The organism is Marinibaculum pumilum, assembly GCF_042646425.1.
Classification (GTDB): Bacteria; Pseudomonadota; Alphaproteobacteria; order Ferrovibrionales; family Ferrovibrionaceae; genus Marinibaculum; species Marinibaculum pumilum.
In genome coordinates, this window is record NZ_JBHRTR010000049.1 from 10,974 (window position 1) to 23,442 (window position 12,469).

Below are 12,469 nucleotides of genomic sequence, written 5' to 3' on the forward strand. Positions count from 1 at the left end.
GCGGCACCCGCCGCCGGCGTGTAGCCGTACTTGCGCCCCAGATAGGCGGCGGCCTTGGGGTGGAAGCCGCCGGCGCCCTGCTGGCCGAGATGGATCAGCTGCAGCCGGCGCGACCAGCCCAGGCCCTGTTCGCCGCAAATCTCGTGCGCCAGGCCGAAGGCCAGCGCGCGCGCGGCCGCATCCGCCGGCAGCAGCGCCGGGTCCGGTGCCAGCCGTTCCGCCAGCAAGAGGATCTCCGCCCAGCCGGCGCGGGGCGGTTCCTGGGCAAAGACCGCGACCGGGCCGCTGCGGCTGCCGGCCCAGTCCTTCAGCGCCGGATCGTCATAGGCCAGCCGCACGGCGACCCAGTCGATCCCCTTCACATGCAGGATGCCCTTCGCGGCCTCCCCCCAGGGGCTGGGCACGCCGGGCACAACCACCATCCGCAGGCCATCGCGGGCGATTGCTTCCGCTGTCGAGACATAGGTGACCGGCATGGCCGTCCTCTCCTTTGCGGCCGGCGCTACAGCCCGGCAACCTAAAGTCCCGGCACCTGCAGCCGTGCCTCCAGCCGCCGCAGGCCCCAGGTGATCAGGGCGGCGACGGCGACATAGAGGATGGCGGCGGCCAGGTAGACGTCGAACTGGAAGCTCGAGGCATAGATCGTCCGGGCGACCCCCATCAGGTCGAACAGGGTGATGGTGCTGGCCACCGCCGTGCCCTTCAGCATGTAGATCACCTCGTTGCCATAGGCCGGCAGGCCGACCCGCAGCGCCTGCGGCCAGAGCACCAGCCGCACCACCTGCCAGCGGGTGAAGCCCAGCGACCGCCCCGCCTCGATCTGGCCGCGGGGAATCGCATCCAGCGCCCCGCGCACGATCACCGCGGTATAGGCGCCGGTGTTCAGGGCGAAGGTGATGATGGCGCACCAATAGGCCTCCCGCAGGACGGTCCAGAGGCCGAGCTCCCGCAGCTCGCCGCTGAACTGGCCGGCGCCGTAGTAGACCAGGAAGATCTGCGCGATCAGCGGCGTGCCGCGGAAGAAGAAGGTATAGCCGCGCACCAGCCAGCGCAGCGGCAGCAGCGGGCTGCGCCAGGCCAGCGCGCAGAGCAGGGCGATGATTCCTCCGGCGGCCAGCGCCAGCGCCAGCAGCTGCAGCGTGAGCCAGAGCCCGCCCAGCAGGCGCGGCAGATGCTCCAGGAGGAAGCCGACCGACATCGCCGCTCAGGCCCGCCCCGCCTGGCCTGCCCCGGCGCGGTCGGCACCGGTCCGGCCAGTACCGGTGCGATCGGGCAGGAAGCGCTGCAGCTGCAGGCTGGCCACCGTCAGCACCAGGTAGAGCAGGCAGGCGGCAAGGTAGAAGGTGAAGGGTTCCCGGCTGGACTGGGAGGCGACGGTGGCGACCCGCAGGATGTCATGCACCGCGATGACCGAGACCAGGGCGGTGTCCTTCAGCACGATCAGCCAGAGGTTGGTGAGGCCCGGCAGGGCCAGGCGGAGCGCCTGCGGCCCGATCACCTGCAGCAGCACGACACGGCGCGGCAGGGCCAGCGACGCCGCGCCGTCCCACTGCCCCTTCGGCACGGCATTCCAGGCGCCGCGCAGCACCTCGACCGCGAAGGCCGCGGCGATCAGGCCCAGCGCGACGAAGCCGGCGACGAAGGGGCTGAGATCGCCGCCGGTGACCGCCCGGTAGAGGATGCCGCCGCCGAAGAACACCACCAGCACGGCGAGCAGCTCCGGCACGCCGCGGACCAGGGCGACATAGCCCTGCGCCAGGACCCGCAGCCAGCGCCGGTCGCTGCGGTAGGCGGCGAGCAGGACCAGCCCCAGCCCGCAGCCCAGGACGAAGGCGCAGACACCGACCGCCAGGGTGTGGAGCGCGCCCAGCAGGAGGGCGTCGCTCCACCCCAGGACCAGGGCCAGCTGTTCGATCATCCGCTATGCCGGAAGCGGCGGATGCGGCGCGACCGGCGGCCGCCCCCTCAGCGGATGCTGAAGGGGAAGTACTTGGCGTTGATCTTCTCGTAGGTGCCGTCGGCGATGATCGCCTTCAGGGCGGCGTTGAACTTGTCCTTGAGGGCGGCATCCTCCTTGCGGAGCGCGATGCCGATGCCGGGTCCGAAATACTCCACCGCGGTGATGTCCTCGCCGACGAACTTCAGGCCCTTCGCCTTGTCGTTGGCCCAGTCGTGCAGCGCCAGCTTGTCGCCCATCACCACGTCGACCCGGCCCGACTGCAGGTCCAGCACGGCATCGTCCAGGGTGCGGTACTGCTTCTGGTCGGAGTCCGGATGCTTGTCCTCGACATACTTGGCGTGGGTGGCGGCCGCCTGCACGCCGATCGTCTTGTCCGCCAGGGCGGCGGGCGAGGTGTCGGTCACGCCGCCCTCCTCCAGGGTCAGGAAGGCCGCCGGGCTGCGGTAATAGGGATCGGTGAACAGCACCACCTCCTCCCGGTCCGGGGTGATCGACATCGAGGCGATGATGGCGTCGTAGCGGCCGGCGATCAGGGCCGGGATGATGCCGTCCCAGTCCTGCGCGACGAAGCTGCACTCCACCTTCATCTCGGCGCAGAGGGCATTGGCGATATCGATGTCGAAGCCGGCGAGCTTGCCGTCGTCGGTGGTGTAGTTGAACGGGGCATAGGCGCCCTCGGTGCCGATGCGCACCGTCTCCGCATGGGCGTCCGGCGCGCCCATGGCCAGGCCCACGCCGACCGCGGCGAAGGCGAACAGCGCCGCCTCCAGGAACCCCCGGCGCGAGAAGCCGCCGGCTCGTCCGTGTCCATCCTTGCGTCCACCATTGCGCACGGTCATCGCCCTCTCCCTTGGCTGCGCCGGCCCCCGGGCCCGAAGCCACGGCCGGAAAGAAGAAGTGTCGGAGGGGGCGCAGTCCGCGTCAACCGGTATGCTGCGCTGCAAAAGCGACGGCGGCCGCCCGCCGCGCCCGGCCTGCGGCGGCGAAGTTGAACCGCCCGCCCGGGCGTCCTACCTTGCGCCGCAGAAAGCCGGCCGCCGCAAGCCAGCGGCAGGCCGGGCAGACGGTTTGAGGGATCAGGAAGAACATGCGTTTCGAAGGCACCGAAAGCTATGTGGCGACCGAAGACCTGCGGATCGCCGTGAATGCGGCGATCACCCTGGAGCGGCCGCTCCTGATCAAGGGCGAGCCCGGCACCGGCAAGACCGTGCTGGCGCAGGAGGTGGCGGCGGCGGTGAACGCGCCGCTGATCACCTGGCACATCAAGTCGACCAGCAAGGCGCAGCAGGGCCTCTACGAGTACGACGCCGTCTCCCGCCTGCGCGACAGCCAGCTGGGCGACGAGAAGGTGAACGACATCCGCAACTACATCGTCCGCGGCAAGCTGTGGGACAGCTTCGTCGCCGACCAGCGGCCGGTGCTGCTGATCGACGAGATCGACAAGGCGGATATCGAGTTCCCGAACGACCTGCTGCTCGAGCTCGACCGCATGGAGTTCTACGTCTACGAGACGCAGGAGACAGTGAAGGCGGCGCAGCGGCCGATCGTCATCATCACCTCCAACAACGAGAAGGAGCTGCCGGACGCCTTCCTGCGCCGCTGCTTCTTCCACTACATCCAGTTCCCCGACAGGGACACGATGCAAGCGATCATCGATGTCCACTATCCGGACATCCAGTCGATGCTGGTGCGCGAGGCGCTGAACATCTTCTACGACATCCGCGAGACGCCGGGCCTGAAGAAGAAGCCCTCCACCTCCGAGCTGCTGGACTGGCTGAAGCTCCTGATGGCGGAGGAGCTGCCGCTGGAGGTGCTGAAGAGCAAGGACCCCAACAAGCTGATCCCGCCGATGGCCGGCGCCCTTCTGAAGAACGAGCAGGACGTGCACCTGTTCGAGCGCCTGGCCTTCATCGCCAAGCGCGACCGGAAGAACTGACAGCGGCATTCATGCCCGTGTCATCCCGGCCTTGAGCCGGGATCCATTCCGCAAGCGGTGCGGCGCCGCAAGGCCGGCGGAATGGGTCCCCGGGTCAGGCCCGGGGACGACGGCAAGCAGTCGACCAGAAACCGCCCCCGCAGGAGAGAGCGCCATGTTCGTCAATTTCTTCCTGGAGCTGCGTGCCGCGCAGGTGCCCGCATCCTTGCGGGAATACCTGACCCTGCTGGAAGCGACGGAGAAGGGCCTCGCCGAATATTCGGTGGAGGATTTCTACTATCTCTCCCGCGCCTGCCTGGTGAAGGACGAGCGCAACCTGGACAAGTTCGACCGGGTGTTCGGCAAATGCTTCAACGGGCTGGAGTTCGGTGCCGAGGAGGTGACCGCCGAGATCCCCGAGGAATGGCTCCGCAAGATGGCGGAGAAATACCTGACCGAGGAGGAGAAGGCGGAGATCGAGGCGCTCGGCGGCTGGGAAAAGCTGATGGAGACGCTGAAGAAGCGGCTCGAGGAGCAGAAGGGCCGGCACCAGGGCGGCTCGAAGTGGATCGGCACCGCCGGCACCTCCCCCTTCGGCGCCTATGGCTACAACCCGGAAGGCATCCGCATCGGCCAGGACAAGAGCCGCCACCGCCGGGCGGTGAAGGTCTGGGACAAGCGGGAATTCAAGAATCTCGACGACAGCGTCGAACTGGGCACCCGCAACATCAAGATGGCGCTGCGGCGCCTGCGCCAGTTCGCCCGTTCCGGCGCGGACATGGAACTGGACCTGCCCAACACCATCAAGGCCACGGCGAACAATGCCGGCTATCTGGACCTGAAGATGGTGCCGGAGCGGCACAATGCGGTGAAGGTGCTGATCCTGTTCGATATCGGCGGCTCGATGGACGACCATGTCCGCACCTGCGAGGAGCTGTTCTCCGCCGTCCGCACCGAGTTCAAGCACCTGGAATACTACTATTTCCACAACTGCGTGTACGAGAAGCTGTGGAAGGACAACCGCCGCCGCCATGCGGAATTCCTGCCGACCTGGGACGTGCTGCACACCTATGCCGCCGACTACAAGCTGATCTTCGTGGGCGACGCCTCGATGAGCCCCTACGAGATCGTCTATCCCGGCGGCAGCGTGGAGCATTGGAACGAGGAGGCCGGGCAGGTCTGGATGGAGCGGATGCTGGGCATCTATTCCAAGGCGGCCTGGATCAACCCGGTGGCGGAGAAGTACTGGGAATACACCCCCTCGATCCAGATCATGCGGCAGCTGATGAACGACCGCATGTACCCGCTGACCCTGGAGGGGCTGGACAATGCGATGCGGGAACTGACCCGCTAGGGAGCGACGGCCATGCGGCGCACGATCATCCTGGCGGCGGCCCTGGCGGCCGCCCTGCCCTTCCTGGCGGCCGCGGCGGGCGCGGCGGACAGCGACGACAAGGACAAGGGCCCTTCCTTCGGGCCCGACTGCACCGAGCTGCAGAGCGACTACAAGGTCACCGAGGGCAAGGCCGAATACGACTTCGTCACGCCGAAGAGCGGCGACCCGAAGATCGACACGCAGCTCGCCGCCTTCGTCCGCGGCCTGCGCGAGGCTGCGGTGAAGGAAGGCACCGAGAACCCGCCGCCCCCCGACAGCTCGATCCAGCAATACACCTTCATGCTGTCCTGCTGGGTGCCCCGCAACGGGCCGGAGATCGCCTCCTACATCTTCGTCGACTACCAGTATACCGGCGGCGCGCACGGCATCTCCGCCTTCCATACGAAGAGCTACGGCAAGGACGACAACAAGGAGATCGCCCTGGCCGATCTGTTCGCCGACATGGACAAGGCGCTGCCGGTCCTGTCGGAAGGCGCCATCGCGGCGCTGAAGAAGACCCTGGGCGAGGCGGCCGATGCCGACTGGATCGCCAAGGGCGCCGGCCCGACGGCGGAGAATTTCCAGAACTTCGCGATCGGCGAGGATTCCCTGATCCTGCTGTTCGACCAGTACCAGGTCGGCGCCGGCTATATCGGCCTGCAGGAGGTGAAGCTCCCCTTCGCCAGCCTGGACGGGCTCTGGTCCGACAAGGCGAAGGTACTGCTGGGCCGCAGCTGACGCCAACGCACCGGATGCCGTTGAGGTTTCCGGCATCCGGAAACCACTGCCCGGACTGTCGGATGCCGGCCGCGCGGTGCGTCGTACCGGCGAATTGAAACGGCAGCCGGGAGCACAGCATGCCCAACACGATCCGCCTTCACCGCGTCTTCGCCGCAAAGCCGGAAAAGCTCTATCGCGCCTTCGTCGAGGCGGATGCGATGGCGAGCTGGCTGCCGCCATACGGCTTCGTCTGCACTGTCCACGAACTGGAGGCGAAGGCCGGCGGCACGCACAGGATGTCGTTCCGGAACTTCAGCACGGGCGAGAGCCATTCCTTCGGCGGCACCTATCTCGAGCTCGTCCCGGGGGAACGCCTCGTCTACACGGACAGGTTCGACGATCCGGACCTGCCCGGCGAGATGACAGTCACGGTGACCCTGAAGGCGGTGTCGGTCGGTACCGAGCTGCATGTCGAGCAGCAGGGGATCCCCGACCTCATCCCGGTCGAGGCCTGTCATCTGGGCTGGCAGGATTCGCTGCAGAAACTCGCCCTGCTCGTGACACCGGAGATCCCGTAGCGCGGCAGGCCGTTGTCAGGCGGTCGCCCGTCGCCAAAGGGCGGTCGTCACTCCGGCCGCGACCAGCAGGCTGCCGCCGACCCGGTTCACCGTCCGCTGCACTTCCGGCCGCCGGATGGTGCGCCGGGCGCCGGAGGCCAGCAGCGCGAAGCCCAGCGCGTTCAGGGTGGCGAGGCCGACGAAGGTCGCCTCCATGACCGCGAACTGCGGCAGCAGCGGCCGCCCCGCCTCCAGGAACTGCGGCAGGAAAGCGACGAAGAAGACGATTCCCTTCGGGTTCAGCGCGGTGACGAGGAAGGCATGGCCGAACATGCGGCGGCGGTTGAAGTCCGGCAGCGCCAGTTGCGCCGGGTCGCCGACCGGCGCGCGCCACAGCTTGATCCCCAGCCAGACCAGATAGGCCGCGCCGAGCCATTTCAGCACGGTGAACAGCATCGCCGAGGTGGCGAGCAATGCGCCGAGGCCCGCCAGGGAGGCGGTCATCGCGACGAAATCGCCCAGCGCCACGCCGGCCACAACCGACAGGGCCGCCCGCCGGCCATGCGCCAGGGCATAGGAGACGACCAGCAGCACGGTCGGTCCGGGCAGCACCAGCAGGGCGCCGGCGGCCAGCGCGAAGGCCAGCCAAAGATCGAAGGACATGGGACCGCTCCTGACCCGGAATCTGAGAGCGGCCAGTGATCCACAGCCCGGCCGGGACTGCAAGGCCCGGCCGGGCAGCGGGAACGGGACGGGTCAGGTCACCTGAATCAATCCCAGTTTCCCTGAATCAGTCCCAGTGCGGCAGCTTCTCCAGCTGCTCGTTGGTCAGCTGCGTCGCCAGGCGGCCGTCGCGCAAGGTGATCTGGTCCAGGCCCAGGATCACCTCCCGGTCGCCGATGCCCAGGAAGCCGCCGACCTCGGTGGAGATCGCGACGATCTGGCCGTCCGCACCGGACAGGATGTCGTCGACCGTGCCGATCACCTCGCCCTGGGCGTTCACGATCTCCATCCCCTCGACCTGCTCCACCCGCAGCTCGATGCCGGGGACCGTCAGGTCGTCATTGTCGACCTCCAGATACCGCACCGCGCTGCCGCCGGGGTCTGCCGCGATCGCCTGGCCGGTGAACAGCACCGCCGTCGCCAGAATCGCCATCGTCAGGCCCGGGCGGGCTGTCGGTCCATCGTTCCGCATCTTCCTGCCTCCTTGCTATCTGCGCGGCTACAACACGCAAGCGAGGCGGAAGGTTGCGCGGCAGGCCGCGACGGCCGCCGGCTCAGGTCTCCGGCAGCACCGCGGCGTCATGGCCGAAGATCGGCGCAATCGCCTTGAACGACCAGTCGGTGGAGCCCTGCGCCATCTCCGCGTCGCGGGCGGCCTGGGCCGGCCCGTCGGGCAGGTGGAAGCGCTGCTTGTTCGTGGTCGCCAGGCCCTGGACATGGCTGGTGCGCGGCAGGCGGATGCGCTCGTAGCGCAGCAGCGCCGCCGGCACGTCGTCCGGCGCCGCCGCCAGGCAGGCGGCCAGGCAGGCGCCGTCCTCGATCGCCTGCGCGGCGCCCTGCGCGATGAAGGGCAGCATGGCATGGCAGGAATCGCCTAGCAGGGTGACCCGGCCATCGCTCCACCGCGCCATCGGCGGATGGTCGAACAATCCCCACACGAAGGTCTCGTCGACCGAGCCGATGATTTCCCGCACCAGCGGGTGCCAGCCCTCGAAGGCGGCCAGCACGTCGGCCACCGCGCCGGGCTCGGTCCAGGATTCCGCGGTCCAGGTGTCGCGGTCGATCACCGAGACGAAATTGAACAGCGCACCGCCGCGCACATAGTAGTGCACGAAATGGTTGCCCGGGCCGAGCCAGGCCACCGCCTCCACCGGCAGGTCCAGATGCGCCAGCCGGTCCGCCGGCACCAGGCCGCGATAGGCGATGCAGCCGGTGAATTGCGGCCGGTCCCGGTCGAACAAAGCCGCCCGCACGGCGGAGCGGATGCCGTCGGCGCCGACCACTGCATCCGCCGTGACGGTCGTGCCGTTGGCGAACCGCGCCTCGGCCCGGTCGTCATGGGTCGCGACCGCGGTCAGCCGGTGGCCCAGATGCAGGCGCTCGGTCGGCAACTGCGCGGCCAGGGCCGCCAGCAGGTCGGCGCGATGGACATGGTAGTAGGGCGCGCCGAAGGCCTCGATCGCGGCATCGCCCAGGTCGGTGCGCAGCAGGGTCCGGCCGTCGTCCCAGCGGCGCTGATGCCAATGGCCCGGGCGCACGCCGATACGCGCCAGCACCGGCTCCAGGCCGATGCGGTGCAGGATGCGCGACGCGTTCGGCGCCACCTGGATGCCGGCGCCGACTTCCCGGAGGTCCGCCGCCTGCTCATAGACATGCGCGTCGATGCCCGCATCCAGCAGCGACAGCGCCGCCGCCAGCCCGCCGATGCCGCCACCGACCACCGCAACCGACAGATCGCGAACCGTCACCTTGCCTTCCTCCGCTCACGGATGCCGGCCGGCATCGAAGCTGGCCGCCACAGACGGTAGCCTCCGCATTCCGCCGGCGGCAACCGGCAGGCCCTGCCGGCGGCTGCATCCAGGGCGAGGGCTGACGCATCACCCGCGCCGCTCAGGCGGCGCTGCGGCCGCCCGTCGTCCGATCCGGAATCCGCGCGACCGCATCCGGCAGGCGCGGATCGGGTCTCGGCACCAGGACATGGATGTCGGCGGCCGCCGGCCCCACATCGAGCCGCGGCCGGAACTGCTCGGGCTGGCGCGCCGCCTCTCGGATCGCCGCGCGGGACAGGCCGATATCGTGCAGCAGGCGGTCGTCCAGGGCGTTCAGCTGGCGCACGGTGGCCGCCCGGCGGTACAGCCGGTGCAGGGCACGCGCCGGCACGGCCGCAGCGGCCAGGACGGTGCCGGCCGCAGCAGCGATCCGGTCCATCGTCTCCGCCATGGCGGCGACCCGCGCCTCGTTGTGGCCGCGCTGGATCTCCTGGAAGCGCGCGTCGCTGCTGAGCCAGTAGTAATAGGGTCCCATCTCTCTTCTCCCGATCGGGGCGCGGATAAGATTTTCTGGATGCCTGTCCGCGTCACGAGATTGCGATTCCGTTCGACAACCGGGAGAATGGTGATGAGAACCGGTCGCGACAAACGACTTATCCTGCCGCGACGGATTAGAGAATCTTATGCGACGGCCGGTCCGCACCGCTGCACCGGCCATTGCCGCGAAAGGAGCCGGCGATGCCGCGCCGCCTGCCGCCGCTGAACGCCCTGCGGGCCTTCGAGGCCGCCGCCCGCCATCTGAGCTTCAAGGATGCCGCCGACGAACTGGGCGTCACGCCGGCCGCCGTCAGCCAGCAGGTGAAGCTGCTGGAGGAACATGTCGGCGCCGCCCTGTTCCGCCGGCTGACCCGCGCCCTGGTGCTGACCGAGACGGCGCAGCTGGCCCTGCCCGCCCTGCGCGCCGGTTTCGACCATCTGGCCGATGCCGCGGAGATCCTGTCCAGCGACACGCGGCAGAGCGTGCTGACGGTCAGCGTCGCGCCCTCCTTCGGCGCGAAATGGCTGGTGCCGCGGCTGTCGCGGTTCCAGGCCGCGCATCCCGATATCGACGTGCTGATCGACGCTGCCGACCGGCTGGTGGATTTCGAACGCGACACGGTGGACATGGCCCTGCGCTTCGGCCCCGGCGGCTATCCCGGACTGGTGGTGGAGCGGCTGTTCGCCGACCGCCTGTTCCCGGTCTGCAGCCCGGCGCTGCTGAAGGGCGCGCATCCGCTGCGGCTGCCGGAGGATCTGCGCCACCATCACCTGATCCACTACCAGAAGCCGCAGTTGAGCGATGCCGACCCGGCCTGGGCGATGTGGCTGCGCGCCGCCGGGGTGGAAGGGGTCGACGGCACGCGGGGGCCGCGCTTCTCCGCCCATACCCTGGCGCTGGAGGCGGCGGTCGCCGGCCAGGGCGTGGCGCTGGTGGAGAGCAGCCTGGTGGAGGACGACCTGGCCTCCGGCCGGCTGGTCCGCCCCTTCGCCGAGGTCGCGCAGATGGAGACCGAGTTCTCCTACAACATCGTCTATCCGCAGGCCCGCGCGCAGCAGCCCAAGATCCGGCATTTCCGCGACTGGGTACTGGCGGAGGCCCGCGCCTTCCTGGGCGTCCAGGACCGCCCGCGGGATGACGATGCGGGGGCCGTCGCCGGGGAGGCCGCAGAGGACGGGCTGAGCAACGCTGCGGAATAGGAGGCGGCGCCTCCCGGCGCTCCGGCATTGGCGCTGCGACCGGCGCTCTCCTAAAGTGATGTGCGGCCGTCGGCGGAAGACCGGTGCCGCGTCAGGGAGAGGGGGCAGATGTACGACTATGTCATCGTGGGCGCCGGCTCGGCGGGCTGCGTGCTCGCCGCGCGTCTGACCGAGGATCCGCAGGTCAAGGTCTGCCTGCTGGAGGCCGGGCCGCGGGACCGCGATCCGAAAATCCACATGCCGGCCGGCTTCGCCCAGCTGGTCGACTCGGAGCTGAACTGGCAGTTCGACACGGTGCCGCAGCCGCATTGCGACGGCCGTACCATGTTCCAGCCGCGCGGCCGCACCCTGGGCGGCTCCAGCTCAATCAACGCGCAGCTCTACATCCGCGGCCACCGCCTGGACTACGACCTGTGGCGACAGATGGGCAATCGCGGCTGGGGCTTCGACGACGTGCTGCCCTATTTCCGCAGGGCGGAGGGCAATGTCCGCGGCGCCGACCCGCTGCATGGCGCCGACGGCCCGCTGGGGGTGGCGGAACAGACCGGCCCGCTGGACCTGTCGCTGCGCTTCGTACAGGCCTGCACCGAGGCGGGCATCCCGGCCAACCCCGACTTCAACGGCGCGGAACAGGAGGGCGCGGGGCTGTACCAGGTCACCCATCGCCGTGTCCGCCGCTGCAGCGCTGCCGTGGCCTATCTGCATCCCGCGATGCGGCGGCCGAACCTGACCGTGATGACCGGGGCAAGGGCGCTGCGCATCCTGGTCGAGCAGCGCCGCGCGACCGGCGTGGAATATGCCGGCCGCGGCGTCGTCGCGCAGCTGCGGGCGGAGCGCGAGGTGCTGCTCTGCGCCGGCGCCTTCCAGTCGCCGCAGCTCCTGCTGCTGTCGGGCATCGGCCCGGCCGAAGGGATCGCCGCGCATGGCATCGCCGTGCGCCACGACCTGCCGGGGGTGGGCCGGAACCTGCAGGACCATGTCAATGTCGACGTCCACCGCCTGGCCACCGGCGGCCGCACATATGACGGGCTGACCAGGCTCTGGCCGATGCTGCGCACCGCCCTGCAGTACTACACCCGGCGCAGCGGGCCCGGCGCCTCGGTGCTGGCGGAGGGCGGCGCCTTCGTCCGCACCGACCCGGCGCTGGCGGCGCCGGACGTGCAATTCCACTTCATCCCCGCCATCGTCATCGACCATGGCCGGGTGAAGCATCCGGGCCGCGGCGTCTCGCTGCATGTCTGCGCCCTGCGGCCGGAGAGCCGCGGCGAGGTGCGCCTGGCCAGCGCCGATCCGCTGGCGCCACCGGCGATCGACCCGAACTACCTGGCCGAGCGGCAGGACCTGGAGACCCTGGTGCGCGGCCTGCGCAAGGCGCAGGAGGTGCTGGCGGCGCCGGCCTTCGCGGGCCTGCTGGGGGAGGAGTTCGCCCCCGGCCCGGGCCTGTCGGACGCGGAGCTGCAGGCCTATTGCCGGCGCACGGCGGAAACCATCTACCATCCGGTCGGCACCTGCCGGATGGGCAGCGATGCGCTGGCCGTCGTCGACGACGAGCTGCGGCTGCGCGGGCTGGACGGGCTGCGGGTGGTCGATGCCTCGGTGATGCCGTCCATCGTCGGCGGCAATACCAACGCGCCGGTGATCATGATCGCCGAGAAGGCCGCGGACCTGATCCGCGGCAGGGCGATGGCGGCGGCGGACGCCGCCTGAGGCCGC

Annotated in this window: 14 protein-coding genes; 6 read left to right on the forward strand and 8 right to left on the reverse strand. The window is 69.6% G+C overall.

Features of this window, described 5'->3' with window-relative positions; genetic code table 11:
• The 4 genes from ACFOGJ_RS26370 to ACFOGJ_RS26385 form a co-directional block, all read right to left on the reverse strand.
• Nucleotides 1-476, reverse strand: a 476-nt coding sequence (locus ACFOGJ_RS26370) for a hypothetical protein (protein ID WP_379906253.1), incomplete at its 3' end; no start/stop codon positions are given.
• Nucleotides 477-517: 41 nt separating this feature from the next.
• Complete coding sequence (locus ACFOGJ_RS26375) at nt 518-1,198, reverse strand: ABC transporter permease (protein WP_379906254.1); 681 nt, start codon at nt 1,196-1,198, stop codon at nt 518-520.
• A gap of 6 nt (nt 1,199-1,204) precedes the next feature.
• A complete protein-coding gene (locus ACFOGJ_RS26380; protein WP_379906255.1) occupies nt 1,205-1,918 on the reverse strand; it encodes an ABC transporter permease subunit in 714 nt (237 codons plus the stop codon).
• 47 nt (nt 1,919-1,965) lie between these two features.
• Nucleotides 1,966-2,799: a lysine/arginine/ornithine ABC transporter substrate-binding protein gene (locus tag ACFOGJ_RS26385; RefSeq protein ID WP_379906256.1), complete on the reverse strand. Its 834-nt coding sequence runs from the start codon at nt 2,797-2,799 to the stop codon at nt 1,966-1,968.
• Nucleotides 2,800-3,047: 248 nt separating this feature from the next.
• On the opposite strand from ACFOGJ_RS26385, the gene ACFOGJ_RS26390 reads away from it, so the two are divergent.
• From ACFOGJ_RS26390 to ACFOGJ_RS26405, 4 genes are all read left to right on the forward strand, one after another.
• On the forward strand, nt 3,048-3,896 hold the full coding sequence (locus ACFOGJ_RS26390) for an AAA family ATPase (RefSeq protein ID WP_379906257.1): 849 nt from the start codon (nt 3,048-3,050) through the stop codon (nt 3,894-3,896).
• A gap of 154 nt (nt 3,897-4,050) precedes the next feature.
• Nucleotides 4,051-5,229, forward strand: coding sequence for a vWA domain-containing protein (locus ACFOGJ_RS26395; RefSeq protein ID WP_379906259.1), 1,179 nt, complete (start codon nt 4,051-4,053; stop codon nt 5,227-5,229).
• A 12-nt stretch (nt 5,230-5,241) separates the two neighbouring features.
• On the forward strand, nt 5,242-5,988 hold the full coding sequence (locus tag ACFOGJ_RS26400; protein ID WP_379906260.1) for a DUF3298 and DUF4163 domain-containing protein: 747 nt from the start codon (nt 5,242-5,244) through the stop codon (nt 5,986-5,988).
• A gap of 119 nt (nt 5,989-6,107) precedes the next feature.
• Nucleotides 6,108-6,548 carry an SRPBCC family protein gene (locus ACFOGJ_RS26405; protein WP_379906261.1) on the forward strand — a complete coding sequence of 147 codons (441 nt, stop codon included), beginning with the start codon at nt 6,108-6,110 and terminating at the stop codon, nt 6,546-6,548.
• Between the two features lie 15 nt (nt 6,549-6,563).
• On the opposite strand, the gene ACFOGJ_RS26410 is transcribed toward ACFOGJ_RS26405, so the two are convergent.
• The 4 genes from ACFOGJ_RS26410 to ACFOGJ_RS26425 form a co-directional block, all read right to left on the reverse strand.
• On the reverse strand, nt 6,564-7,190 hold the full coding sequence (locus ACFOGJ_RS26410) for a LysE family translocator (RefSeq protein ID WP_379906262.1): 627 nt from the start codon (nt 7,188-7,190) through the stop codon (nt 6,564-6,566).
• A gap of 127 nt (nt 7,191-7,317) precedes the next feature.
• Nucleotides 7,318-7,722, reverse strand: coding sequence for a PRC-barrel domain-containing protein (locus tag ACFOGJ_RS26415; RefSeq protein ID WP_379906263.1), 405 nt, complete (start codon nt 7,720-7,722; stop codon nt 7,318-7,320).
• Between the two features lie 82 nt (nt 7,723-7,804).
• Nucleotides 7,805-8,998 (reverse strand): FAD-dependent monooxygenase, encoded by a 1,194-nt coding sequence (locus tag ACFOGJ_RS26420; protein ID WP_379906264.1) that lies wholly within the window; start codon nt 8,996-8,998, stop codon nt 7,805-7,807.
• A 142-nt stretch (nt 8,999-9,140) separates the two neighbouring features.
• The gene (locus ACFOGJ_RS26425; RefSeq protein WP_379906265.1) at nt 9,141-9,554 is read right to left on the reverse strand and encodes a DUF1127 domain-containing protein; all 414 of its coding nucleotides are present in this window, start codon (nt 9,552-9,554) and stop codon (nt 9,141-9,143) included.
• Nucleotides 9,555-9,757: 203 nt separating this feature from the next.
• On the opposite strand from ACFOGJ_RS26425, the gene ACFOGJ_RS26430 reads away from it, so the two are divergent.
• A complete protein-coding gene (locus ACFOGJ_RS26430) occupies nt 9,758-10,756 on the forward strand; it encodes a transcriptional regulator GcvA (protein ID WP_379906266.1) in 999 nt (332 codons plus the stop codon).
• Nucleotides 10,757-10,864: 108 nt separating this feature from the next.
• Nucleotides 10,865-12,463: a GMC family oxidoreductase gene (locus tag ACFOGJ_RS26435; protein ID WP_379906267.1), complete on the forward strand. Its 1,599-nt coding sequence runs from the start codon at nt 10,865-10,867 to the stop codon at nt 12,461-12,463.
• Nucleotides 12,464-12,469 lie beyond the last annotated feature (6 nt).

Excerpts from the sequence above, each read along its gene's own strand:
- ACFOGJ_RS26430 (WP_379906266.1), top strand. The coding sequence starts at position 9,758 with ATGCCGCGCCGCCTGCCGCCGCTGAACGCCCTGCGGGCCTTCGAGGCC.
- ACFOGJ_RS26385 (WP_379906256.1), bottom strand. The coding sequence starts at position 2,799 with ATGACCGTGCGCAATGGTGGACGCAAGGATGGACACGGACGAGCCGGC.
- ACFOGJ_RS26415 (WP_379906263.1), bottom strand. The coding sequence starts at position 7,722 with ATGCGGAACGATGGACCGACAGCCCGCCCGGGCCTGACGATGGCGATT.
- ACFOGJ_RS26425 (WP_379906265.1), bottom strand. The coding sequence starts at position 9,554 with ATGGGACCCTATTACTACTGGCTCAGCAGCGACGCGCGCTTCCAGGAG.
- ACFOGJ_RS26380 (WP_379906255.1), bottom strand. The coding sequence starts at position 1,918 with ATGATCGAACAGCTGGCCCTGGTCCTGGGGTGGAGCGACGCCCTCCTG.
- ACFOGJ_RS26390 (WP_379906257.1), top strand. The coding sequence starts at position 3,048 with ATGCGTTTCGAAGGCACCGAAAGCTATGTGGCGACCGAAGACCTGCGG.
- ACFOGJ_RS26405 (WP_379906261.1), top strand. The coding sequence starts at position 6,108 with ATGCCCAACACGATCCGCCTTCACCGCGTCTTCGCCGCAAAGCCGGAA.
- ACFOGJ_RS26435 (WP_379906267.1), top strand. The coding sequence starts at position 10,865 with ATGTACGACTATGTCATCGTGGGCGCCGGCTCGGCGGGCTGCGTGCTC.
- ACFOGJ_RS26400 (WP_379906260.1), top strand. The coding sequence starts at position 5,242 with ATGCGGCGCACGATCATCCTGGCGGCGGCCCTGGCGGCCGCCCTGCCC.
- ACFOGJ_RS26375 (WP_379906254.1), bottom strand. The coding sequence starts at position 1,198 with ATGTCGGTCGGCTTCCTCCTGGAGCATCTGCCGCGCCTGCTGGGCGGG.
- ACFOGJ_RS26395 (WP_379906259.1), top strand. The coding sequence starts at position 4,051 with ATGTTCGTCAATTTCTTCCTGGAGCTGCGTGCCGCGCAGGTGCCCGCA.
- ACFOGJ_RS26410 (WP_379906262.1), bottom strand. The coding sequence starts at position 7,190 with ATGTCCTTCGATCTTTGGCTGGCCTTCGCGCTGGCCGCCGGCGCCCTG.